Source organism: Microcoleus sp. N9_A1, from assembly GCF_036701795.1.
Taxonomy (GTDB): domain Bacteria; phylum Cyanobacteriota; class Cyanobacteriia; order Cyanobacteriales; family Microcoleaceae; genus Microcoleus.
In genome coordinates this window covers 59960-84944 of sequence record NZ_JAUBRI010000001.1, presented here as the reverse complement: position 1 = coordinate 84944, position 24985 = coordinate 59960, and the positions used below count along the sequence as shown (strand labels likewise).

The window sequence follows — 24985 nt, the reverse complement described above, 5'->3', positions numbered from 1 at the left end:
GCGACTGTAAATTACCTTTTTAATCTGGGAAATGTTGGGTTGAGCCGAGAGCAAAACCCAACCTACGAGAGTTCGTACTGTGAACAGGAAGGCTAACAAAATACGTTGTCTAGCTACGGGAGCGCGCAGCAAGAAACGTTTCGAGTTCGGGGAAGTCAGAGATTTTTTGAAGGCGTTGGCGTCTTTCTGCGGTTAATTCCATGTAAGTGGGAGTGGGCATGGTGATGTTAATCGTTACTTCTCGGTAAGGTAAATCGGTGACTGTACCTTTTTGGAAGGGCAATTCGGTGATATAGCTGCCGTTGTTGCCTGAGCCAGAGGAGCTGTCAATGCTTGACTGTGATCGAGCTTTACCGTCAATCTGGACGACGGTGCCGTCTTTGTCTTTGTAAGTGATTGAAGCGCTGTCGATTATAGTCGAGCTTTGCAGTGCAAATCCCTTGTCTGTCTTGAGTATGAAAATATCCTTGGTTAGAAATACTTTTGCAGCGAACAACGTGGAGATGGTATAAAATAGTGATCGCCGAGGGGGATTACCAATTTCCGCCATTTGTGTCGATGACTCAGGGTTGGAAATGACAATATTTCCGTTATCGAAATCCTGGATATCTTTGGTAGCGTCATATGTCGAACCAAACTCTAATGGTTGAATAACCGTTACGAGTGCACCGTCATCGTTGGTGCGCGAGTAAGTTAAGTTCACCTCCGGCACACTAGGATCATTATTAAGAGCTAGGAGTTTGTTACTTTTGTTGCTGTACACGTAGGTGACATTTGATATGTCAAAACTCGGCAATGGCGCAGCCTCTCCATCAGAGGCATTGCCGAGTTCGCCTATTTTTGTGAGAATTCCGCCAGCTACCCGAGCTACAGAAGTCAATGTGGAAAACCAACTCATAGAGCCTCCTAAGCGACCTTTTGTTTTACTTTTGCCGAGTTAATCGAATACATTCTTACTAAACCGAGTGGTAAGTTTCCACTCGGTCTAGCGTTTAACTTTAGCAGCGATAAGTGACTGCTTTTAATCACATTTAATCAGCTTACCAATGTAGTTGTGCTGAAAAAATATTGGTTTTAGAACAATCTAGGACGACCCATAATTAGCCTCCTTTGAAATTAGTTTGATGTTGTTTTTTGTCGAGACGAAACTTGATTTTTGTCTCTATACCTATAAGACGAATCCAGAGGTCAATTTCTGAATTTTTCGAGTTAGAGGCTGTTTTTTCCTAACTCAATGCACTCTGAGAGGTTCAGATCCCCGACTTCCCTAAGAAGTCAAGGATCTACGCTTTAGCATGATCGCCCTTTCGCCTCTTACCTTTCAACCGTTTCACAGCCTCCTCAACCTCCCCGCGAAAAGGGTAGAGCAACCGCCGACTCATCGCACTTCGATAAGCCTCCACTGCCTCCGTCACATCGCCCAACCCCAACAACGCCCTCCCTTGCCAGTAACCAGCCATCGCTGGGTCAAACTCCATCAATTCCCGGAACTGACAAGCCTTTTCCAACCATTTCCGACTCGCCACCTCATCCCCCAGCAGCCGATAACTCTCCCCCAGCCACACCGCAGCAGACACTGATTGCAGATAACCCGCATCTTCCGGTAACAACTGCCATCCTTGCGCCAAAGCCTCCACCGCTTCTCGGTGTTTCCCCGCCAGCGCCAACACCCGCCCATGACTAAACCAAGCATCAGGTAACTGCGGCTCAAGTTGCGTCCCCTTCGCAGAGACACCACACCCTCGCTCAATCTCCTGAAAACTTTCCACCAACACCCGCCCCGCCGTCGTCCAAACACTCCAGCGTTCGGGAAAACGATCGAGCATCTCTTCTACTATTGATGCAAGGGTTACTTGATTGTTCGATCGCCCTAAATCCCCCTTAAAAAGGGGGACTTTGAGACGACGGTTAGATCCCCCTAAATCCCCCTTAAAAAGGGGGACTTTGAGAGGAGTTCCCCCCGTGCAGTTAGAAGGCTTTGCCTGCTCTAGCTCCCCCCTTTTTAAGGGGGGCTGGGGGGGATCGAGAGGAACTGGGGAAGAAGTCATCCCCGCAGCAGGCAAAATCTCGCACAATGCCCGATAAATTTCACAATCCTGGGGATAGAGACGATAAGCCTTCAGCATCGCCTCAGCCGCTTTCTGATATTCCCCGGTATGGAACAAGCACCGCCCATAGGAATACCAACCCCTAGGATGATTCGGGTGTTCCTCAGTAAACCGTTCCAACACCCCAACCCCGTTAGCCGACTCCCCCCGGAAAAGGTGATAATATGCCAGCAACTCGCGGGCATCCGCCGCATCAGGAGCCAGTTGCAGCACAGAACCAATTATCTGTTTAGTCTGCTTGCCCTCCTCACCCGATACCAATCTCATCCGGCAACGAGTATCCGCCAGTCGTTTGAGCGCTCGGAAATCACCCGGAGCCACCTCTAGCACTTTGCTCAACCTGCGCTGCGCTTGGCGCACATTCCCCACCGCCTGACTCGCGTCGTAGCTGTCAATCAGCGCTACAACATCATCCGGGTTCAGTGACAAAACCGTATCAAAGGCTCGCAAAGCTGCAACCGCATCCCCTCTCCCCATTTGCACCTGCCCCAACGCCAGCCAGTGAGCCGCATTATCTGGTTCTAGGGAAGCCGCCGACTCAAAAGCGAGTATCGCTGCCTGAGTGTCACATTTACAGAGTGCGATCGATCCGCTGATATGCTGCCGAGTCGCCTCATTGCGTGCATTGGCCGAGGCACTTTCATAAACCGCTACTGCCTCAACCTCTCGTCCCATAAGCTGCAAAAGTTTCCCCAATTGCAACCGCACGCCAATCAATGGTTGCTGCCGATCGATCACTTGGCGATATTCCTCAACCGCCTGCTCGATATGACCCATTTCATACAGCAGATTCGCCAATTCCAACCGCTTCTTCCACCCAGATGGATACTGCTGCACGTACTCACTTAATGTTTTCAGCTTCTGCTCTTGTCGGGTTGGCTTGGAGTCTCCAACCAGGTAAGCATTCAACTCCACCCCAGAGGACTGAGTGAGGGATACCACCCGGAGTGTAGTGTTTCTAGACATATTGCTGTTACCTGATAATTAATTGTCTCGCCAATGTTTTGAGGGATGGGGGCGATCGAGTCGGATGCGATCGTTTCATCGGATTGTAGGGGCAATGCGCCTGCGATCGCCCCACCCGCGATCGGCCCAGAATCTTGACGCGGTAGGTACTGTGGCACTACCCCTACAGCAAAATCATCCCCGATCGAGGCAACGTCCCCCTGTTTAGACGACTCGGAGGAATCTGACAAAGCATCATCCAACCCTGACAAATACCTGCTCAAACGCTTTTGCAGAAGTTCTCGTGCCTGTTGGATGCGCTTGTAAACGTTATTGAGCGAGAGAGCAAGTTGTTGGGCAATATCTTGATAGGCAATCTGGTGGCAGTAACGCAGGATAAACGGATTGCGTAATCGAGAAGGAAGAGTATCAATAGCGCGGCGAATGTACTGTCCCAACTCATGATGTAGAAGCGCCTCTTCAGGAGAGTTCAAACCAGAAATAACTGCTGAGCTTCCTTTAGCAGCTACTTCTTCAATATCCTCCATCTGCATTGCTTTCCGGCGACGTTCTCGGTGTACATCTATACATAGATTATGGGTTAAGCGAATCAGCCAAGCTCGGAGGTTGGTGATTTTTTCGGCATAGTCTGCCAATTTATCCCAAGCTTTGAGCATGGCGCGACTGAGCACCTCTTCAGCATCAGTAGGATTCCCCCCCATCCACCTGAGACAGCAACGGTAAAGATAATCTCGATTCTGCTGCCATAGCTGCCAAAATGCTTTCTCTATATCTTCTGGACAACACCGAATGTCTGTTGCAATAACGGATTGAGAATTTGACATGATTTTAAAAGTGGTGAAAGATAGATGTGAAGGAACATTCCTCTGTTGCTTTTTTCGTTGCACCCCAATCCCGCAAACATCTAGCTGAGTGCAATCTGAGTATTTATGCGGCTAAAGATTGGATTCAATGTCGTTAGCCAATATTCAAGGTTTATTGTTGTAAGGGTGATTCATGAATCACCCCGATTCAGCAAAATCAAGCAAAAGGAACCGAGAACAGGACACCGCCCTCGGTATAAGGCACTTGAAAAGGGCTAACAGGAATACCCGGGAAGTTGCGATCGGTCAATTCGCTATAGTTCCCCACTGCAGAAATCGCATTCAAAGCAAAATTATTCGACAAACCCAGACTTTCACCCACATTTCCTTCCACTCCCAAAAAGCGGCGGACAACTGGATCGGAGCTATTGATTTCCTGGCGCACATTTTCAGAAGTTAAACCCAGTTCTAACGCTTCATAAAGAGAATAAGTAACTCCAGAAACCACATCCTTCCACTGGGATTGATTCTCGTCCACCACCATTGCTAAAGGCTCCTCTCCCAAGACTTCCGGAAACGGCTGATGCCGGTCTCGCTGGTCTGGGGGTAAGGTGAGAAGACGAGAGATAATCAGACTTCCATCGCCGGTGATCGCATCCAATTCGCCCTTGATATAACTATCAAATAGGGTCGGGAAGCTATCTAAGGCTACGATTTCCGCATTAATGCCCGAAGCACTCAACTTTTCTCGCAGAGTTGCCTCAGAAGTGGTATTTGCAGTCACGCCAATTCGGCGACCTGCAAGCTGTTCAAAAGAGGTAATTCCGCTGGCAGTTGGTGTTGCCACAAATTGAGCATCGTAAGTATTAATGGGGGCAAAATCTACCCCCAGCAAAGCATCCCGCTTGAGGTTGAGGGTGGCATTGCGGCTAGTTACATCAACGATGCCATTGGCGACATCGCTGAAGCGCTGAGCACCCGTTTTCTGAATCACGAATTCCACTGCATTGGGGTTGCCAAATAGGGAAGCTGCTAGTCCCCGACCCAAATCCACATCAAATCCGGTTAAATTGCCGTTGGGGTCAGAAAAACCGAGTCCAGGTGCATCATTTCTCACCCCAACGCGCACGAACCCCCGGTCTAAAACTTCCTGTAAAACGTTGCGGTTGTCGTTATTTACCAAGGGTACACTTAATTCGTCAGTCCCCGAAAAGGGTGGATAATAAAGCAGTCCCCCAGGCTCGACAAACATTAGTTCATTGAGCTGGCGCGGCAGCACTTCGGGATTGAAATTGCGATTGTAAATCTCTTCGTAATTACCAATTTGTTGGATAACTTTCAAGGCAAAATCATTTTTGAGTCCCAAAGATTCTCCTAAATTCCCTTCCACGCCTAAGAAGCGCTTACTGGCGGAATTTCCATCAAGAAATTCATTCACATTCTGGGAGTTGATGCCAAAGAATTCGGCTTGGATGGGAGCGTTGACCGCCCAGCGCACCACATCAGCCCATTCAGACTGATTTTCCGGCACGATGAGTGCTAAAGGCTCTTTAGAAATGGCTTCATCCAAGATGACTTGATTTCCCGGATTGGATAAGGTGGGAATGCGATTGCTCAGCACCCCGCGATTAATCGAAACTGCACCGATTTGTCCCGCATCGTAAGCGCCAAACAGAGCATCTTGAGAGGGAAAAGTTTGGATGTTGAGGGCGATTCCGGCACGTTGGGCGGCATCTATTAAATTTTGCTGAGAGCGCGTTCCTGCTAATACGCCGATGGTTGTTCCTGATAACTGCTCAACAGAACTAATTCCACTATTACCACGCACCAATACCGCTTGAGTGTCGAAGAGAACTGTAGGCGAATAATCTACTCCTAAACTGGCATCGCGGAGCACAGATTGAGTGGGCAAAGTGGCGGCGATATCCACTGCGCCACTGGCAACACTACTAAAGTCTTCACCGGCCTTGACGACTGCGAATTCTACTGCATTCGGGTTCCCAAACAAAGCAGTGGCAATGGCGCGACTAAAATCAATACCAATCCCACTAAATGAACCGTCGGCTTCTCGGTTGCTAAATCCGAGTGCATCTTCGTTAACTGCAACCCGCACAAACCCGCGTTTTAAGATTTCTTGAAGTTGAGAGCCTGTGGGTGTTATACTGGCAACGGGCGATCGACCTTCAGCCGCTCCAAACCGCGCATAATGTTCAAATCCGCTTGAGAAACTACCGTTGGCAACTGCTGCTGCTACCTGGGGGTTAGCATCTAGATAAAATTGCTCGTTGAAGGAAATTTGTGGCGTTCTTTTTTCAATAAAACCAAACTTTACCCAATGCTCGAAGCCGTTGGGAATAATGCCTGAAGCTACGGCTTGTGCCACGTCGGGATTTTCTTGCAGATAGGTGCTTTCGTTGTAGTTAAGAATGGTCATACTCCTGTAATTCGATAATTTGTGCGTTCAATTGGCAGGGGTTCCGATCAATTCTTATTTCTGCTCCAACCGCAGCCTATTCCGGCACGCTGCTATTGTTGGATGGTTTTGTTAAGCAATAGGTGAATTATGCTATTGCTGTTGTGTTAACCGAGCGCTCACTTTGACTTGGAAGACAGCTAACTGCACCCACTGTCCTCCATATCTTTCAGCACCTTTCAAAAAGAGCGTTGCATATTTGCGGGATGATTTTGAATTTTATCAAAGCTGAAAACCCTTATTTTTCCGGCGGGTTCTTCAGTCCACCCTACAAGATTCATCCCAAAATGATGCAATGCCTTTTTTTGAGGCTGTATCCTTTCCAGGTCTCTATCATCGCTCTCCTCCCCTGCCCCTGTCAGTCGGAAAAGTCAGATCGTAAAGTCGGAAAAGTCGGACGCCCTGGTTTTACTATCTATCTTTAGATGGAGCAGATCGACAGCATGACTGGTACTGTTCTCTGTCTTTTGGTGGATGCTATTAATAGTATGCTTGGAATATCGGCATAAAGCAAGTCGGAAAAGTCGGATCGTAAAGTCGGAAAAGTCGGATCTTTGCCTAATTGGCATATTTCTGAGTGAGGTTTTCATATCACGCGCTAAAATACATCAGTGATAATACTGAAAATTAATCGAATTGTCGGCGCTAATCGGCGGATGTTTTTACTTGACCATATAAAAACTAATCAAGGCTTGTCTTTTGGATCAAGACAAGCCTTGATACTGAGTTATACGGTTGTCCGCTAGGTAGCGAACTCAGATTTATGAAAAATGAACCAGTTTTTCAGATTTTTTAAGAGTTTTATATATGTCAAAGAGTCGATGTCGTAGGCGTCGAGGGGGTGACAAGCAACTTAAAAGCCTTGTAGTGACAAGGGTTTAAGCCGATCGCCCTCAAAAAGAATTAGGCTGCCGCGATCCCCTTTTTCGGGTTGCGACAAGGTAAAATGAGGATCGGGGGCGATCGTCCCGGAGCGTAATTGTCAATAAGTCTGTCATAATAGCTATTAGGAATTTCTCCACCAACTTAGTACGGTGTATAACTCAAAGCTAGGGTGCAAAACTGGCAAAACCTTACCCGATGAGATTGATTTGTATATGACTTTTGAAGAAGCCCTAGAATTTATCGAATCAGCCTTAGAGTCCAAGACAAGTAAACCCTTAAGTTTGCTTGAAAAAGAAATCTTAAAAGCTGCTTGGCAAAACGCAACTTATAGTGTAATTGCTGACAGCTTGTACCTGAGCATAGGACATATCAAAGATTTAGCAGCCATCCTGTGGCAGCGCCTTTCAGACGTAATGGGAGAAAAAGTTACTAAAAATAACTTCCGCTCTCTACTAGAGAAGCAAAACACCACAACTGCGAGATCCGATACAAAAGTCAAAGACGAACCTATGACGATGACTGCGGCCGGAGGAAGTGACATCGATCAATTAGAAAATTGCAAAGGCAACATTTTAATTGTGGATGATCTCCCAGAAAATCTGCGTTTTCTAACAGAAATTCTTACAAAAAATGGGTATAAAGTTCGCTGCGTTACCAATGGTACGATGGCTTTGAGGACAGTTCGCAATCATCTCCCCGATGCTATATTGCTGGATATTAAAATGCCAGACATGGACGGCTATCAAGTCTGCGAAGCCCTCAAAAATGATGAAAAAACCTCAGAAATTCCGATTATTTTCTTAAGCGCACTTGACCAAGTAATTGATAAAGTTAAAGCTTTTAAGGTAGGGGGAGTTGACTACATCTCTAAACCTTTTCAGTTGGAAGAAGTGCTAGTTCGCCTCGAAACTCAGGTCACTATCGGGCACCAAAAACGGCAGCTTAAAGAAGCAATCGAGCGACACCAGCAAACCGCTGAAATTGCCTACCAATCTCGCACCCTGCTGGCAAATTTGCTAAACTCATCTCTGGATGGAATAGCCGCAGTGGAGGCGGTGAGGGCAGATATGGCTGGAGAAATTGAAGATTTTCGCTGCTTGGTAGTTAACCCTGTCTTTGCCAGACTCCTAGGGAAAAAACGAACAGAACTCGCGGGCGCACCCGTTTTGAAAAAACTGCTTAATCAATTGAGTCCAGGATTGTTTGATTTATTAGTAGAGGTTGTTGAGACTGGAGAATCGCTTGAAGGAGAGGTTTATCTAGAAAGTGATTACCTTGGCCAAGGCTATTATTTCACTGCTGTGACATTGGGAGACGGTTGCTCAATTACCATCCGCGATATTACAGACTTAAAACAGTCGCCGTTAAAGTCAATGATGGAACTGAATCAACCGCGTGCTAGCATCAAATAGCAGAAACAGGACTTACGCAATCTGACCCATGAAACCGGGTTTATGAAGTGCAGTAGGGACACGGCACCATGCCCATTCGTGTCAACTTTCCACGTACAACCAATAGTCCGGCAGGGGTTGAAACCCCTGCCTCAAAGCGAAAGTCCTCTTAAGAGGACTAATGAGTTCTTCAGTCCTCACCATGCCCATTCGTGTCAACTTTCCACGTACAACCAATAGTCCGGCAGGGGTTGAAACCCCTGCCTCAAAGAGAAAGTCCTCTTAAGAGGACTAATGAGTTCTTCAGTCCTCTTAAGAGGACTTTCGCTATTAGACAGGGAATTCATTCCCTGGCGGACTTAGGCTCAGCCGTTTCCCTACGGCGATAGATCGCGCGGTATACTTCATAAACCTGCAATCTGCTGTATCATCATTCACCAACCAACGGTTCAGTTAAATCGAGAATCTTCTCAAACTGAAACTTATTCACCCAACCCCTGAGAGTTTGAAGTTCTAGAGCCTGGAATTCAGGAACTTCCTCAAGGAGTTGAAAAACCAATTCCGAATCCGCGTCAAGAGCAGCTTCATGCAATTTTACAATCCATTCTTTTGACATCGCTGCTAATAAATCAGTGAAATTTAACGGTTCTCCAGTCACATTAGAAGGGGGAGATGATAGCTCTTGTTCCTGATAAATATAAAGGACTCCCAAATGTTTAGCCATCATGTCAAAGATGACTTCTGTGTGGAACGGTTTTCGCACAAAATCATCACAACCAGCGGATAAAATCACTGCCTTGTCTTCTTCCCACACGCTGGCTGTCAAAGCAATAACAGCAGTAGCTTGACCTTTGATGGTGCCTTTAATGCGTTTCGTGGCTTCATAACCATCCATAACGGGCATTCTCATGTCCATCCAGATCAGATGGGGTGAGTATGAATCCCAAATTTCAAGCGCTTCAATACCGTTAGTCGCTTCTTGAACTTCAAAACCAACAGGTTTAAGGAGTTTAACTAACAGTTGCCGATTGTAATCTCGATCGTCCACTACTAGGATGCGATATGGGGGTTGGTTAGGCGCTAAGGCAACGACGCGACGATTGTAGGGTTGGTTGTGAATTGCGCTGGCATCAGCGATGCCCACAGGAATGTCAAATTTAAATGTTGTACCCGTCGTGTCTTCTAAAAATTCCTTGAGAGGCATTCCAGGGGTGAAAGCTTTACCGTGACTAATGACTGTTATTTCACCTCCCATCAAGCGGACAAATTGACGGCTAATCGTCAGTCCTAATCCGGTTCCTTGCTGCACTTTTTGACCGGATGCTGTTTGCACGAAGGGTTGGAATAGTTTCTCCAGTTCGTCTGCCGCAATGCCAACTCCCGTATCTTTGACTTCAAAGGTAATGGTTGTTTGTTGTTGGTGGTTTTTGGTTATTTGTGTTCCGGCTTCACTTTGGGTTTTTGCCTGTTTATTTTTCACTTCTACAGACACGCTTCCAGAAGAGGTAAACTTAACGGCATTACTTATCAAGTTGATCAGCACTTGCCGCAACTTAACTTCATCAGCGTAGATGTATTTAGGAATATCGGCAGCACCTTCCACTCGTAATTGTAAGCTTCGATCGTTTGCTTTCAACGCAAACATATCCTCTATATCAGCTAGAAATTGAGGGAGGTGGAAATTATTTTCAGATAGCGTCATGCGTCCGGCTTCGACTTTGGAAAGGTCAAGCACCTGATTAATTAGAGATAATAAATGCTCTCCACTGCGATGAATAATGTTGAGGTTTTCTTTTTGTTCGCTTAACAGGTTTGTATCCCGATCCATCAGTTGAGAAAAACCGAGAATGGCGTTCAGGGGAGTTCGCAATTCGTGGCTCATGTTGGCAAGGAAAGTGCTTTTGGCTTTGTTGGCGGCAACGGCTGCTTCTTTTGCTTGTTCGAGTTCTGCTTCTGTTTTTTTACGATCGCTAATTTCCTGTTCTAAGCGGATATTTTCGATTAGAGTTTTTTCGGCTTGTTTGCGATCGCTAATATCTTGAAAAGCTGCGATCGCATACTCTACATTACCCGTCTCATCGAAAATTGGCGTACTCGTTGATTCTACAAAAATGCTCCCGTCGCTGTGGTGCAGTTCCAAATCATCCGCCTGAGCTTTTTCACCGCCCAGCGATCGCACTAGGGGTAGCTGTTCCACTGGATATATCTCCCCAGTACCTGCCCGATAAACGCCGTAGGTTTGTGATAATTTCTCGGTTTCGGCTTTGGGTAAATCTTGAATATTCAGTAACTGCTGTGCAACTTGATTGGTGTAGATGATTTGTCCTTTGGCGTCGTGAACGGAGATGCCCAAGGGAATAGCATTGAGGAATTTATTCAGGCGATTTTGCGTCGATTGTACTTGGGTGTAGAGTCTGGCGTTAGTAAGTGCGATCGCCGCCTGAGTTGAAAGCAATTGAATCACTTCTAGGCGATCGGGTGTAAAAACGCCCTCTGCTAAATTATTTTCCAAGTAAACAATTCCAATTAATTGCCCCTGATTGAGCAGAGGGGCGCAAAGAATAGACTTGGGCTGGTGTGCTTTGATATAAGCATCTTGGGTAAACCTGCCTTCACGGGCCACATTGGTTTCAATCAGTCCTTCCTGAGTCCTTTCAACATAGTGAATAATCGACAAAGGCAGACAGGTTTCTATTGGAGTCGATTGCAACACCATCACCTGATTTGAGTTAGCCTCGCCTGACGCTTCGACTCTTAGTTGTCCTTGAGACTCTAAAATTAGATAGCCAGTTTGTGCGCCGCAGCTTTCCAGCAGGATTCTCATCAAAGTCGTGAGGAGTTTATCCAATTCAATTTCACTGGCGATCGCCTGAGATGCTTTCATCAATGCTGCCAAATCCAGGGTTTCACCTGAAGTGCTGCCAGAGGTATTAGACAGGCTGTTGCGCGAATCTATGGACGTATTGGCTGTCGTAAAACGCTTTAAAAGTTTTGGATACTGTCGTTTCAAATCTGTCATTTTAGCTGTGGCACCCCAACGTAAATAGCAGTAGTAAGCATTTGTCATATAGGCTTCGGCAACTTGCTCTTTTCCCCAAGCGATGTAAAACTTGGCAGCCAATTCATTAGCCAAAGCCTCTTCGTTGATGTATTCATGTTCTTTGGCTAAGGCAATGGCGCGATCGTAGTAGTCTATAGCTAGAGTGGTTTCCCCCAAAACTCGATATCGCTCTGCCTCCACTAAATAGAATTTATGGAGGTGAGTCATCGGAGCAAACTGCGCCCATTTCTCGATCTTTTTCTGGTTGGCTTTCACCTTCTGGAGGATGAGTTTTTGCTCGGATTTAGGTGCGTCAGAATAGATGGCAAGATAAACTAAAGAATTATAGAAATGGTAGAGAGGAATAGTACCTACAGCGCTATCGCTATATTTTTCGGCGGAGTTAGCATTTTCTATAGCTTGCTGATAGTCTTGAAAAATATAGCAGAGAACTAACTTAAAAAAATAGAGTGAGCGACAAAGATTTTGAGCATTCGCCTCTAGATGCAGGGGTAACATTTTTGTTTCGTCATAGCTTTCACCGATTAAACGGCACTTATCTTCAGCCTGTCCCATCAAATTCAATACAACCTGTCGAGTGAGTTGGTTATAGTAATATGATGTTTCTTGATTGAGTTGCCTGAGGGTATTACTGTACATTGCCATCTCTGCCTCGACTGTTGCCAATTCCTTCCCCAATACATAGGAATGATAGCAGTATACGCAAACTGAATAAGCTGCATATTCTAAGTCTCCAGTCTCTAGGGCGATCGAGTAAACATCCCGCAAAGGATTTAAGGTTTCTCTAAGATGCTCTTTCCAATGCTTGACAAAGTAATTAACAATAAATATTGTTCGAGCTTTGAGTTCTTTAGCATTCAACTTATCGAGTAACAAGAGAGCAAGTTGCCCAAATTGATAACCAGTCTCAATGTCTCCTACGGTTTCTCCAGACATAATGAGTCCGTAAGTAGCATAGGCACAAGAAGACACAGAAGTATTCCCATATTTAATTGATAAATTCACCTGTTTAAAGGCCATTAACGGTAGCAATTCAGGTTGGGATAAATGGGCCGCAGAAACTACACTTGATAGGATACGCATCGCTGCTAGCTTATAAGGATTAGTCATCACTGGCAGGTCGATTAAGTCCTCAACGCGCTTCCCGACTAAACTTAACTTTGTCTTCATCAGTTCAAGAAAAATATTTAATTTTGTTGGTTTTTTTGGCAAACGAATTCCCAACAGCTTTAATACTGAAAGTGCCGTATTGATCGCTTCTAACGGTTTGTTTTGTGCTGTATAGGCTTGAATTTTGACTTCATAGACTTTCACTTTGTCCAGCAATGAAGTAGCTTGTTGAAGCACAAGGTTAGCCAATTTTTCCATTTCCTCAACGTGGTTGCTCAAGATGGCAGCTTCTACTGTTTCCACGTACAGTGCCAAAGTTAGGTCATACTTACGAAGCCAACTATCTGCACTCAAGCAATTTATACCAATTCTTAAGTAGTTCCAGGCGGGTTTCCAAGCTGCTGATGCCTTCGCTTTTTTGCCAGCAATCAGATTTAATTGAGCAAGTTTATCTTTTTCTAACTGAACGTCAATTGCTTCAATACCGAAGTTGAGTTGATTGACAATATCAAAAATCTTTTGTTGGAGGTTCTGTGGCGGTGTATTTTGTAACAACAGTTGGCCGATTTTCCAGTGAACCGCTTGCTTGTCGTCTGGAGAAATTAGGGAATAGGCGGCTTGCTGGATGCGATCGTGAGCAAATTTATAAGTAATTTTTAGGTCATTCCCCTCTCGGTTTGTTTTCAGGAATTTGTAATCATCACCAACGGGTAATATCAATCCCGCTTGAATGGCATCCCACAATTCATTTGCGGCTGCTTTTTGAGAAGTTTCATTAATAATTGAAAGGGTGAGTAAATCAAATTGGTTGCCAATGCAAGCGGCTAATCGTAAAACTTTTTGTGCTGACTCTGATAAGGTTTGAATTTTATCTGCCATGAACTCAACAACGTTATCAGTAATATTCCTAGTGATAATTTGCTCTAAATCCCAATACCAAGCCCCAGCATTCGGATCGAAATTCAGCAATTGCTCTGTATAAAGTGACTTGAGAAACTCTTTAATAAAAAAGGGATTTCCTTGGGTTTTTTGCCAAACCAATTCGGCTAGTCTTTGCGTAGGGACGCACTCAGTTTTCAGCGTATCCGCAATGAATTGATTAACCTGGTTTAAATTTAAGGGTGAAAGGGAGAGATGATTAATTACTACTCCCTGTTTTTTCATCTCAGATAAAGTCAGCATAGTAGGATGAGTTGCACTGACTTCGTTATCTCGATAAGCTCCGATTACAAACAGATATTTAGTAGTAAAATCGGTCACGATCAACTGAATCAATTGCAGTGTGGCGCTGTCGGCCCACTGAAGGTCGTCTAGAAATAGGACGAGGGGATGTTCTTTTTGGCAAAAAACTTGAATAAAGTTTTGAAAAGCTAAATTAAACCGATTTCTGGCTTCTGTTGCAGGTAATTCGGGGACGGGATTCTGTTTGCCAATAATCAGTTCAACTTCGGGAATGACATCAATAATAATTTGTCCGTTGCTTCCTAATGCGCGCCGAATCTGCTCTTGCCACTGTTGTAATAGGGGTTCAGTTTCGGTGAGCAATTGCCGCACCAATTCTTGGAAGGCAGCGACTAAAGCTTGATAGGGAATATCGCGTTGCAACTGGTCAAATTTACCTGCAATAAAGTGGCCGCTTTTTTGAGTTATGAGTTTATACAATTCCTGAACTAAAGCTGATTTCCCAATACCAGAGTATCCCGAAATTAGCATGAGTTCAGTTTGTCTTTGTACGGGTACATTTTGTGACTCAGTTGTCGTTGGGTTGCTCGCCCCTAGTGGTTGCTCTTCTGCGGAGGCTACGCGCTCAAATGCAGTCAATAAGGACTCGATCTGTGATTCTCTCCCGTACATTCTTTGAGGGAGTTGCAATTGAGTAGAAATGTCTTGGTCTCCCAAGGAAAAAACTTGAATTTTACCAGTTTTATATCCATCAAGACAAGTTTCTAAATCTGCCTTAATTCCCCAAGCACTCTGATATCTATCTTCCGCCACTTTTGCCATTAATTTCCTGACTATTTCTGAGACAGGTAAGGGAATTTCGAGATTGATTTCATGAGGTGGAGTCGGTTGTTTGGCAATATGGCAATGGACTAACTCAAGTGCATCTACGGATTCAAAAGGCAACTGGTTGGTTAGCAGTTCATAGAAAGTAACGCCCAGAGAATAAAAGTCCGTGCGGTAGTCGATCGCTCGATTCATCCGTCCTGTTTGTTCTGGAGACATATAAGCCAATGTCCCTTCTAGAAGATTAGGACTTGTGAGGCTGTGATTCTCTTGGGATAGGATGGTAGATAAACCAAAGTCAATAATTTTTAATTGTCCCGTTTGAGGATTCAAGACTATATTAGATGGATTGATATCTTTGTGAATGACATTGTTTTGATGAACTTTGTCTAGAGCCTGTGTAATCTGGATGGCGAGGTGGAGAAACTCTGTTACTGAAAATCTCTGGCGTTCCAAAATTATTTTTAACGACTCTCCGCCAAAATCCTCCAACAACATCAGTTGGGTATTCTGATATTTTCTCAACTTGTAGGCTTTAATCGTTTCCTCTAGGTTGAGACGGCGAGTGATTTCGTATTCCTGTTGATAGCGGTAGAGTTCGGCAGGTGTGGGATAATCCTCTTTGAGGAGTTTCAAAATCAAAGGTTGCTGATTTGATTTGAGGATGCCTCGGTATACGAGTGAATTCGCACTTTCGTAGATTTGGTTGACTATTGTGATATCTGGCAGTGAAATCATGTTGGGAATTATTGCTGCCTAAAAAAGTTAAGTATACAAATAAATATAACATGGCAAGGAGCGGGTGAGAGGAGCAGTAAACTCGCTGCGAATATAAATCATTGCCTTACCTGCCCCTACAATTCCAGATCTTTTATTATTGCTTTTTTGCTCTGGACTTACTTACGCTATATGTAGCGTACAAGTGTACTGGCACTTGAAGCCTCTAGCTACTGTGCGATCGCCAAAACTGAAAAATCTCGGAACGGACAATAATTAATGATAAAATAGCTTAAGGATTCAGCTCCCTAATTGTGGTAATCTGACAACAATCCACTTTCATTCTCTATCGAGTGCGTGCAACTATGCGAATCGGTAAAAATTTACAAAAGTTTCTGCTTTTCACAGTAGCGTTATTTTTCGCAGCAACGCTGTTAATTAAAGTTACTAATTTTAACAATTATTTCGGTATCAACCGCGCCGACACTCAAGAGAAAGTAGTTGCTCTCACCTACGATGACGGCCCTTATCCTCCTTATACAAATCAACTTTTAGATATTTTAGACCGCTACAAAGTTAAAGCTACTTTTTTTGAAATCGGCCGCAATATTGAGAAACATCCAGAAATCGTGCCGATGATTATTGCGAGGGGAGATGAGTTGGCAAACCATTCCTACTCTCACAAGGATATGATGTTTAAACCCCGCGAGTATCTGCTGTCGGAAATTGAAAAAACGGACAAACTTTTGCAGGAATTGGGCGTTAAACAAGATAGTATTAGTTTTCGGCCTCCTTGGGGGCGCAGATTTGTAGTTTTGTCTTATTTGGTTTCCCAAATGCACAAAAAATTGATTATGTGGGATGTGGATTCCCAAGATTATGAAAAAACACTCACGGCGGAAGATATCGCAAATCGGGTGATTGACAATGTGCGATCGGGCTCGATTGTGGTGATGCACGACGGCGGGGGCGATCGCTCGAAAACCGTAGCAGCAACTGAGATGATTGTCAAGGATTTGCAGTCGAAAGGTTACGAGTTTAAAACTGTTTCTGAGTTGTTGAAATAATAGCGCAATCCAACCAAAGAAACCGGGTTTTTTGCCGTTTCTGCGTTCTGTGACGAGTATTCTCAGCAAAAACCAGGTTTCTGGCTACCCATATTGCTCTAGTTTAGATATTTTACCAGGTAGTTAGCAATATTAATGCTGCCGCCCGATCGCCCCATTCTCTCTAAACCATTTTTAACGCAACTTTCCAAATAACAATTGTCTTGCAAAGTGCGATCGACTGCCAAAGCAGCTTCCTTGATAATATCAAAATTCGCCGATTCTGTGCCAATAACCTGCACCGAATCACCTAAAAGCCGGTTTTGAGCCTCCGCAAATCTATAGGTAAAGGCAGGGCCGTTTCCCGGTAATGCAATTACAGGTTTTCCCAAGCCCACAGCTTGTTCGACAGCAGTTCCTGTCATCCCAATTACTAAACTCGACTGTTGCAAAATATCGGCGAAAGCATCGGCTGAGCACATTACTTCGACTAACTTTTTTTCACAAAAAGACCGTTTGATTGCTGGAAAAATGAGCTTGCCCGATCGCACTTGCCACCCAGCTCGCACCGCGATATCATCTAATTCAAGCATCAAACTGGGAACTAAAGCTGCCCGAAACTGCACTGGTACAGTAGAGTTACTAGCAATTTTTTTAACCAGTTCCAGCAGCAAAACAAGGTTGTTAGTGGCTTCTGGAAGGCGAGAACCGGGGAGAAGGGCGATCGTCCGAACTCCGGGTATTAACTGCAAATCTTTGCCCGTAGAATTGAGGTTGTCCATGACGGGGTTGCCGACAAACTGAGCTTTCTTTAAACCCTGTCGGTTTAAGTCAGCAGCAGTCAAAGCATCTCTAGTAAAAACAGCTACACAGTTCTCTGAGGCAAGCAACTGCCACAAGATTAAACCTAAGTTGACTCGCCCTTCGTAATAACTAGAATGAGCTGACAGAAAAATTATATAGGGGCGCGACGTTGAATGGGCGATCGCCCCCGCGACTATATCTCCAGTGGCCACCACCAAATCGCAGCGGCGCGAATGGATCCAAACGGCTTGTAATTGCTGCCAAGTCAAGGTAATTAGCCCCGCCCCAACATCTTTGAGGAAAAACAGGGGATTCATGTAAAAAACTCCCCCAGACGGCATTTGACTGGTGGGCCCAATAATTGGCACGGTCGATCGCGCGTAAGCAGCCCCGTCACCTACAATCGGCATTGCCGAAACATCAACATCCGCGCCAGATGCTCTCAAAGCTTTGAGAATTTGACAGTTAATCGAGTCTTCCCCGTGGCCGTTGCTGAGGAAAAGTATCCCCTTCGATTTCATATAATCAGAATACAATCAGAATCAGTGCCGAGCTTTTTTGAAAGACAGCCGTGCAATAGCTAAACTCGGGCGGGCTAACTTTTTGTTAGTCTAATTTAAATACATTGTGGAAGTGAAACAGCGTGAATATTGAAATTGGGCGGGGCAAAAGCGCTCGCCGAGCTTACGGCATAGATGAAATCGCGCTCGTACCCGGACAGCGCACCCTCGATCCGAGTTTGGCAGATACCAAGTGGCAGATTGGCGGGATCGATCGAGAAATCCCGATCATCGCCAGCGCCATGGATGGAGTAGTCGATGTCCGCATGGCCATTTTGCTGTCGGAATTGGGAGCAATGGGCGTGCTCAACCTAGAAGGAATTCAAACCCGCTATGCCGACCCCCAGCCAATATTAGAGCGCATCGCCAGTGTCGGGAACCACGAATTTGTTTCCCTGATGCAGCAACTCTATGCCGAACCCATCAAGCCAGAATTAATCGACCTGAGAATTAAAGAAATTAAAGCTGGAGGAGGGATTGCCGCCGTCAGCGGTACACCAGCCGGCGCGAGCAAATACGGCCGGACGGTTGCTGAATCGGGAGCCGATATATTTTTTGTGCAAGCAACTGTAGTCTCGACAGCTTTCCTTTCCCCTGAATCAATCTCATCTTTAGATTTGACGCAATTCTGTCAAGAGATGCCGATACCAGTAATTTTGGGCAACTGCGTGACCTACGAAGTCGCCCTGAATTTAATGAAAACTGGCGCCGCAGGCATTCTCGTGGGCATTGGGCCGGGGGCTGCTTGCACATCTAGGGGCGTATTGGGTGTCGGCGTTCCCCAAGCAACAGCGGTAGCAGACTGCGCCGCCGCGCGGGACGACTACTATCGCGAAACTGGCAAATATGTGTCGGTGATTGCTGACGGCGGTTTAATTACCGGCGGCGATATCTGCAAGTGCATTGCTTGCGGTGCCGATGGAGTGATGATTGGTTCGCCCTTTGCCAGGGCCGCCGAAGCTCCAGGCCGGGGCTTCCACTGGGGGATGGCGACTCCCAGCCCCGTTTTGCCGCGGGGTACTCGGATTCGTGTCGGGACTACGGGTACTGTGGAGCAAATTTTGCGGGGGCCGGCCCTCCTAGATGACGGTACGCACAACTTGCTCGGAGCTCTGAAAACTAGCATGGGTACCTTGGGCGCTAAGGATATTAAGGAGATGCAGCAAGTGGAAGTGGTAATTGCTCCTTCTCTGCTGACTGAGGGTAAAGTCTATCAAAAAGCTCAGCAGTTGGGCATGGGTAAGTAGATTTACCGATCAAATACCAGCATATCTTGACAAAATTTGTTCAAGAGTCTCGAAATTTACAGAATATTGTGGAATTATCGAGAAGGAGATGTCACAATAGAAGAAGCGGAGACGAATGTTTCCGTTCACTCCTCACACCACACTCCGCCCGGACTACTGTTCGGGCGGTTCCTTTTTTGCCGGAAATCTTGGCTCTTGTTTACTAGATACAGAACTGAGGCTTGTAGCTCCGGAGAGGCCCAGAGTGGGAGAGTGGGAGAGTCTGGGAGTGGGAGAATTTTTTTTTCTACATAAGTGCATTCTGCCTTCGGAAACATAAGTGCCTTGTTCCTTCAGAAACCTTGTGCCTTCTTCCTTCTACCGTCTTCCCTCTTCCTTCTACCGTCTTCCTTCAGAAGCCTTCTCTTAAAATCGTTGACGCAAGTGGTTACACTTTTTGCTAGACTTGTTATCCGAGAAATAGTATTTACAAGGATGGCTAGGGATGTCAGCAGCCGCGCAAGTAACCGACTCTACCTTTAAGCAGGAAGTGCTCGATAGCGAAGTTCCAGTTCTAGTGGATTTTTGGGCTCCCTGGTGCGGGCCCTGTCGGATGGTGGCACCCGTCGTAGACGAAATTGCCCAGCAATATGAAGGGCAGGTCAAGGTAGTAAAAGTTAATACCGACGAGAATCCTAACGTGGCCAGCCAATACGGTATCCGCAGCATTCCGACGCTGATGATATTTAAGGGCGGTCAACGTGTGGATATGGTGGTTGGGGCAGTTCCTAAAACTACTCTGGCCAACACTCTGGAAAAGTACATTTAACCCAACTGCGAGCGATTTCGCGCTGTTCTTTGTGGGCCGCGAAAGCTCACTCGCTTCAAAACCGGGGCAAAGCTACTGGAAAAGTTATTAGTTGTCAGCAGGGCAATTTGCTGGTGGCTATTAATTTCTAAATTTGGCTTTTGCCCCTTAATTTTTTTTTAGCAATAAATTGTTACCATTTCGGAAAAGTTCATGGTTCCTTCAAGTCAAGGTTTTGAGTCCCTCCAAGCTGATGCGCTCGATTTGATCGATCGCCTGCCAATGTTAAAGCACTCTGAGTGGATCGAACGATCGCTCTCGACTATTGTGCAAATGGCCGGAGAGGAACTCGATCGCCTTGACTGGAAAATTATCTCGTCGTCTCTGCGAGATATGGAAAAGGCTTTTGAGATGTTTTATCCTTACCGCCACGTTCGCAAAATTGTGATTTTTGGTTCGGCGAGGGTGTCGCCGGAATCTGGGGAATATTTGATTGCCAGAGACTTTGCGCGGGTGATCGCCCAGCAAGGGTTTATGGTGATTACTGGCGGCGGTGGCGGGATTATGCAGGCAGGTAACGAGGGGGCGACTGCTGAACGTTCTTTTGGGCTGAACATTCAGTTGCCTTTCGAGCAGAATTCTAATCCTTTTATTGCTGGCGATCGCAAATTACTCAATTTTAAATATTTTTTCACTCGCAAGTTATTTTTTCTGCGGGAGAGCGATGCTTTGGCTCTGTTTCCGGGCGGTTTCGGTACTCTGGACGAGGCTTTTGAGTGTCTGACTTTGATTCAAACTGGCAAGTTCGGGCCGGCTCCTGTGGTATTGATCGATCGACCGGGAGGAGATTATTGGCACGATTGGAATATTTTTGTGCAAAAACAATTGCGGGGCAGAGGTCTGATTTCTGCTGACGATCGCAGTCTCTACACGATTACAGACGATGTAAATGTCGCTTGCGAGGCGATCGCGAGTTTTTATCTGGTTTATCACTCCTGCCGCTACGTGGATGAAAAACTGGTACTTCGATTAAAGTCTCAACTTTCTGACGATAATGTCGATCGGCTAAATACTGATTTTAGCGATATTGTTGTCACCGGAAAAATTGAAAAAAGTCAAGCTTTGCAGCCGGAAATAGGAGATCCAACTTTCGATCTGCCGCGCCTGACTTTGCATTTCAACCAGCGGGATTTGGGGCGGCTTTATCAGCTAATTGCTGCTATAAATCAAATGGGTGCAGCTTCGCCGGAAGCGGCGCATCCAGAACAAAAGTAGTCAGTTGACAGTTGACAGTAGTCAGTTGACAGTTGATAGTTGATAGTTGACAGTTGATAGTTGATAGTTGATAGTTGACAGTTGACAGTTGATAGTTGATAGTTGACAGTTGATAGTTGATAGTTGACAGTTGATAGTTGATAGTGAACGACGAACTTTGATATGGATGAGATTGGAAATAAGTTTGACAACTTGTCTCTTGACAAAAGCGATAGACTGAGATAAATATTTGTACAAAGTCAAGAAAAAAGCGTGCAATAGCAAAAGCAAATATTGTCAATATCTTGATGGCGTTGTTAGGGAAAAACCAGCAAAATGCTAGACCTGCTGCTAATCGGCACTTTGGGATTTCTCGGCAGTTTCGGTCACTGCGCGGGGATGTGCGGCCCGCTGACAGTGGCGTTTTCTCTTTCTAATTCCCGCAACGATAAATTAGCTACTTTCCGCTTTCATTTGCTGCTGAATTTGGGGAGAATTGCTGCTTATGCTTTGGTTGGTGCTGGAATTGGCGGACTGGGTTCGGCATTAATTGCTGGCGGACAAATGGCCGGTACTGGTAGCGGATTGCGGCGGGCGATCGCACTTCTGACAGGTACAATGCTGATTTGGTTCGGTGTGGTGCAAATTAAACCCGATTTTCTGCCGCGATTACCACTGTTGCACCCAATGTCGCACGATCGAGTCGGACAAGCAATGAACAAGCTTTCAGCACAAAAAAACTGGTGGGTACCGATGGCTTTGGGTTTGCTTTGGGGTTTGATTCCCTGCGGTTTCCTCTACGCGGCGCAGATTAAGGCGGCGGAAACGGGAAATCCAGTTTTCGGTGCGGCGACGATGTTTGCTTTCGGACTCGGCACGCTGCCAACTATGCTGGGAGTAGGTTTTTTTGCTGGCAGATTGAGCGCAGACAGGCGGAGTCAACTGTTTCGGATGGGCGGGTGGGTGACAATTTCGATCGGGATTCTCACCTTGCTGCGAACCGACGAAATGGTCGATTTTACAGGCCACGCAGCGCTGTTGTGTTTGATGCTAGCACTATTGGCGCGTCCGGTTAGCAAGTTTTTGCCGGCACTGCTGCGATACCGCCGCGCCTTGGGTGTGGGTGCGTTTGTCCTCGCAGTCGCCCACACGTTTCATATGCTGGATCATACGCTGCAATGGAATTTTGATGCTGTGTCTTTCATGTTGCCGCAGCATCAGTTGGGAATGGTGGCTGGGATGTTGTCGCTGCTGTTGATGCTACCGGCTGCTGTCACCAGTGTCGATCGCCTTCAACATTATTTAGGCAAACTGTGGCGGCGAATTCACCTGTTAACCGTCCCCGCTTTTTTGCTGTCCGCCATCCACGCAGCCCTCATCGGTTCCCACTATCTCGGCGGCTTTGAATGGAAGTTGCACAATCAACTGCTGACCGCCGTTTTAGCCGTAGTTGCAGTATTAGTTCTCGCAGTGCGATCGCGCTTATTTTGGTCAATTTTATCACTGGAGAATTTCTATGTTGCGCCTGTCAAACCAAAATAAAATTTTGGGGTTGTTAGTTTTTTTAGGATTGCTAATTGAAGCAGCAATTCCCAATGCGCCGCACTTAAACTCGATTTCAGTTTGGGCGCACGAAGTGGAAGTATCGGGAGATGTAGCCGCTACCTTTCACCTAGAACCCAACCACAACCCCCGCGCCGGAGAAACCGCCAGAGTTTGGTTTTCCCTGACTCGCAGGGGCGGTCAAATAATCCCACTAGAGCAGTGTAACTGCCAATTAGCGGTTTATCCCAAACAGCACAAAAAGGGGGATAAGCCCCTGATGCAGCCGCCTCTCAAAGCCATATCTGCGGAGAAATATCAAGGCATTCCGGGCGCTGACATCGTATTTCCCAAAGCTGGCATTTACGAACTTCAATTGAGCGGAACAGCCAAAAACAAAGCTAATTTTAAACCATTTGAATTTAATTATACTGTCACGGTTCGCTAAGATCATCTTTCCATCACCGAACATAAATCTTGTAAGGGCGGGTTCGCCGACAATAAATGCCTAAAACCCACAACCTCATAAACCCGGCCCCACCCAACGTTCGGTAATATCATATACACTCTTCATCAGAATTATTCGTCTCTCTCTTCTCTTTCTCTGCGTTCTCTGCGTTCTCTGCGGTTAAATAATTCCGATCAAATCTGTATAAAACCTTAAAAATTGCCAACCCTACAAAATCTCACAAATTTTTACATTACATTATAACCAGTGTCAATTCTGGAAAATGTTCAAACTAACCTCTCTTGAACTGACTAAAGGATATAACAATGGATATCTTATCAAACACCGTCGCGCTATCGCGGATGCAATTTGCGCTAACGGCAATATTCCATATGCTGTGGCCAGTTCTGACTACCGGAATGGGGATTTATCTAGTAATTGTTGAAGGAATGTGGCTAAAAACTCGCAATCCTGACTACTACCACCACGCTCGTTTTTGGTCGAAACTCTACGTCCTCAACTTCGGGATTGGTGTAGCTTCAGGAATTCCGATGGAATTTCAATTTGGCACGAACTGGGCACCATTTTCGGAAGCTGTTGGTGACTTTTTTGGCAGCATTTTAGGCTTTGAAGCTTCAATGGCATTTATGCTAGAAGCAGGCTTTTTAGGAATTATGCTATTTGGTTGGGAGCGCGTTCACCCGATCGTCCATTATTTCGCTACAATCATGGTAGCCTTCGGCGCAAACCTTTCCACAGTCTGGATTTTAGTCGCCAACTCTTGGCTGCAAACTCCAGCGGGCGGAGAAATGGTCAATGGCAAATTTATTGTCAGCGATTACTTTCAAGCAATTATGAACCCCTTCGCATTAAACAGCATTTTGCATATGTTTTTTGCGACGTTAGAAACTTCACTGTTTGTAATTGGCGGCATTAGCGCTTGGTACATTCTTAACAAGCGCAACCAAGCCTTTTTTTCCAAATCATTAAAAATTGCCATAGCAACAGCAATCGCCGTCGCACCTTTGCAGATATTCATCGGACATTTGAGCGCCGAACAAGTTTATCACTATCAACCCACTAAATTAGCAGCAATCGAAGCTAAGTGGGAAACCTCCCCAGCCGGAGAGTCAGCCGATTGGACTTTGCTAGCTTTACCTAATGAAAAAGCTCAAAAAAATGACTGGGAAATTAAGATTCCCAATGGCTTAGGATACGTTCTGGAATTCAAGCAAAAACTATCCGAACCAGTTCTCGGCTTAAAAGAATGGAAGCCCGAAGATAGACCAAGAATGGTGGGTTTAATCTACTATTCTTTCCGCATCATGTCCGGGATTGGATTCTTTTTTCTAGGATTGATGTTATTCAGTATAATTCAGTGGATGCGAGGCAAACTTGCTGCTGAAAATATCAGCAGTCAAGCTTGGCTGCTGCGGGCTTGGGTATTAGCTGCACCGCTGGGATATATTGCTGTAGAATCGGGTTGGATAGTGCGCTGTGTCGGCAGACAACCGTGGGTTTTATACGGGCAAATTCGCACGGCTGACGCGGTGTCAAACATCCCCGCTAGCAATGTTTTAACTTCTCTCAGTTTCTTTGCAGTTATTTACAGCTTTTTGTTTGTTTGTGCCTTGTATTTTGGCAGCAGAATTATCCGCAAAGGGCCGAATTTAACTCTGCCCGTACCGGGATTAGAGAATGAACCCGCCATCGAAACTCAACCCGCAGAACATATTCCCAATCAACGTCCAGCAGAAGCACAACAATAGGAGATTT

At 45.7% G+C, this 24985-nt stretch carries 14 protein-coding genes; 8 read left to right on the top strand and 6 right to left on the bottom strand.

From position 1 onward, the window contains the following. Positions 1–109: 109 nt before the first annotated feature. The 4 genes from QUA58_RS00300 to QUA58_RS00285 all read right to left on the bottom strand — a co-directional run bounded on the left by QUA58_RS00300 (position 110) and on the right by QUA58_RS00285 (position 6311). The gene (locus tag QUA58_RS00300; protein ID WP_333392601.1) at positions 110–898 is read right to left on the bottom strand and encodes a hypothetical protein; all 789 of its coding nucleotides are present in this window, start codon (positions 896–898) and stop codon (positions 110–112) included. 385 nt (positions 899–1283) lie between these two features. Beyond that, on the bottom strand, positions 1284–3074 hold the full coding sequence (locus QUA58_RS00295; protein ID WP_333392600.1) for a tetratricopeptide repeat protein: 1791 nt from the start codon (positions 3072–3074) through the stop codon (positions 1284–1286). Further along, a complete protein-coding gene (locus tag QUA58_RS00290) occupies positions 3014–3898 on the bottom strand; it encodes a sigma-70 family RNA polymerase sigma factor (RefSeq protein WP_333392599.1) in 885 nt (294 codons plus the stop codon). The genes QUA58_RS00295 and QUA58_RS00290 overlap by 61 nt, the downstream gene beginning before the upstream one ends. A gap of 196 nt (positions 3899–4094) precedes the next feature. Next, complete coding sequence (locus tag QUA58_RS00285; protein ID WP_333392598.1) at positions 4095–6311, bottom strand: transporter substrate-binding domain-containing protein; 2217 nt, start codon at positions 6309–6311, stop codon at positions 4095–4097. A gap of 1136 nt (positions 6312–7447) precedes the next feature. Here QUA58_RS00285 and QUA58_RS00280 point away from each other — a divergent pair. Beyond that, positions 7448–8647, top strand: a complete 1200-nt coding sequence (locus QUA58_RS00280; protein ID WP_333253237.1) for a response regulator — start codon at positions 7448–7450, stop codon at positions 8645–8647. Positions 8648–9056: 409 nt separating this feature from the next. Here the strand turns inward: QUA58_RS00280 and QUA58_RS00275 are convergent, their stop codons facing one another. Beyond that, positions 9057–15542 carry an AAA family ATPase gene (locus tag QUA58_RS00275; protein WP_333392597.1) on the bottom strand — a complete coding sequence of 2162 codons (6486 nt, stop codon included), beginning with the start codon at positions 15540–15542 and terminating at the stop codon, positions 9057–9059. Positions 15543–15886: 344 nt separating this feature from the next. On the opposite strand from QUA58_RS00275, the gene QUA58_RS00270 reads away from it, so the two are divergent. Continuing rightward, entirely contained in the window at positions 15887–16588 is a 702-nt protein-coding gene (locus QUA58_RS00270; protein ID WP_333392596.1) for a polysaccharide deacetylase family protein, read from the top strand. 98 nt (positions 16589–16686) lie between these two features. Here the strand turns inward: QUA58_RS00270 and QUA58_RS00265 are convergent, their stop codons facing one another. Continuing rightward, positions 16687–17892: a lipid-A-disaccharide synthase-related protein gene (locus QUA58_RS00265; RefSeq protein ID WP_333392595.1), complete on the bottom strand. Its 1206-nt coding sequence runs from the start codon at positions 17890–17892 to the stop codon at positions 16687–16689. Positions 17893–18014: 122 nt separating this feature from the next. Here QUA58_RS00265 and QUA58_RS00260 point away from each other — a divergent pair, with 122 nt between their 5' ends. The 6 genes from QUA58_RS00260 (at position 18015) to QUA58_RS00235 (ending at position 24978) form a co-directional block, all read left to right on the top strand. Next, positions 18015–19178 (top strand): GuaB3 family IMP dehydrogenase-related protein, encoded by a 1164-nt coding sequence (locus QUA58_RS00260; protein ID WP_333253246.1) that lies wholly within the window; start codon positions 18015–18017, stop codon positions 19176–19178. Positions 19179–19662: 484 nt separating this feature from the next. Further along, on the top strand, positions 19663–19986 hold the full coding sequence (trxA, locus tag QUA58_RS00255) for a thioredoxin (protein ID WP_006631199.1): 324 nt from the start codon (positions 19663–19665) through the stop codon (positions 19984–19986). Positions 19987–20178: 192 nt separating this feature from the next. After that, a complete protein-coding gene (locus tag QUA58_RS00250) occupies positions 20179–21240 on the top strand; it encodes an LOG family protein (RefSeq protein WP_333392594.1) in 1062 nt (353 codons plus the stop codon). Positions 21241–21555: 315 nt separating this feature from the next. Then, positions 21556–22761, top strand: coding sequence for an urease accessory protein UreH domain-containing protein (locus tag QUA58_RS00245; RefSeq protein ID WP_333253250.1), 1206 nt, complete (start codon positions 21556–21558; stop codon positions 22759–22761). Further along, a complete protein-coding gene (locus QUA58_RS00240; protein ID WP_333392593.1) occupies positions 22736–23209 on the top strand; it encodes a hypothetical protein in 474 nt (157 codons plus the stop codon). Before QUA58_RS00245 ends, QUA58_RS00240 begins: the two co-directional genes overlap by 26 nt. Positions 23210–23535: 326 nt before the next feature. Beyond that, the gene (locus QUA58_RS00235; RefSeq protein ID WP_333392592.1) at positions 23536–24978 is read left to right on the top strand and encodes a cytochrome ubiquinol oxidase subunit I; all 1443 of its coding nucleotides are present in this window, start codon (positions 23536–23538) and stop codon (positions 24976–24978) included. Positions 24979–24985 lie beyond the last annotated feature (7 nt).

Bases quoted from the DNA above. Each gene is read 5' to 3' on its own strand.
- QUA58_RS00250 (WP_333392594.1), top strand. From the start codon at position 20,179: ATGGTTCCTTCAAGTCAAGGTTTTGAGTCCCTCCAAGCTGATGCGCTC.
- QUA58_RS00300 (WP_333392601.1), bottom strand. From the start codon at position 898: ATGAGTTGGTTTTCCACATTGACTTCTGTAGCTCGGGTAGCTGGCGGA.
- QUA58_RS00240 (WP_333392593.1), top strand. From the start codon at position 22,736: ATGTTGCGCCTGTCAAACCAAAATAAAATTTTGGGGTTGTTAGTTTTT.
- trxA (WP_006631199.1), top strand. From the start codon at position 19,663: ATGTCAGCAGCCGCGCAAGTAACCGACTCTACCTTTAAGCAGGAAGTG.
- QUA58_RS00295 (WP_333392600.1), bottom strand. From the start codon at position 3,074: ATGTCTAGAAACACTACACTCCGGGTGGTATCCCTCACTCAGTCCTCT.
- QUA58_RS00280 (WP_333253237.1), top strand. From the start codon at position 7,448: ATGACTTTTGAAGAAGCCCTAGAATTTATCGAATCAGCCTTAGAGTCC.
- QUA58_RS00275 (WP_333392597.1), bottom strand. From the start codon at position 15,542: ATGATTTCACTGCCAGATATCACAATAGTCAACCAAATCTACGAAAGT.
- QUA58_RS00235 (WP_333392592.1), top strand. From the start codon at position 23,536: ATGGATATCTTATCAAACACCGTCGCGCTATCGCGGATGCAATTTGCG.
- QUA58_RS00285 (WP_333392598.1), bottom strand. From the start codon at position 6,311: ATGACCATTCTTAACTACAACGAAAGCACCTATCTGCAAGAAAATCCC.
- QUA58_RS00270 (WP_333392596.1), top strand. From the start codon at position 15,887: ATGCGAATCGGTAAAAATTTACAAAAGTTTCTGCTTTTCACAGTAGCG.
- QUA58_RS00290 (WP_333392599.1), bottom strand. From the start codon at position 3,898: ATGTCAAATTCTCAATCCGTTATTGCAACAGACATTCGGTGTTGTCCA.
- QUA58_RS00245 (WP_333253250.1), top strand. From the start codon at position 21,556: ATGCTAGACCTGCTGCTAATCGGCACTTTGGGATTTCTCGGCAGTTTC.
- QUA58_RS00265 (WP_333392595.1), bottom strand. From the start codon at position 17,892: ATGAAATCGAAGGGGATACTTTTCCTCAGCAACGGCCACGGGGAAGAC.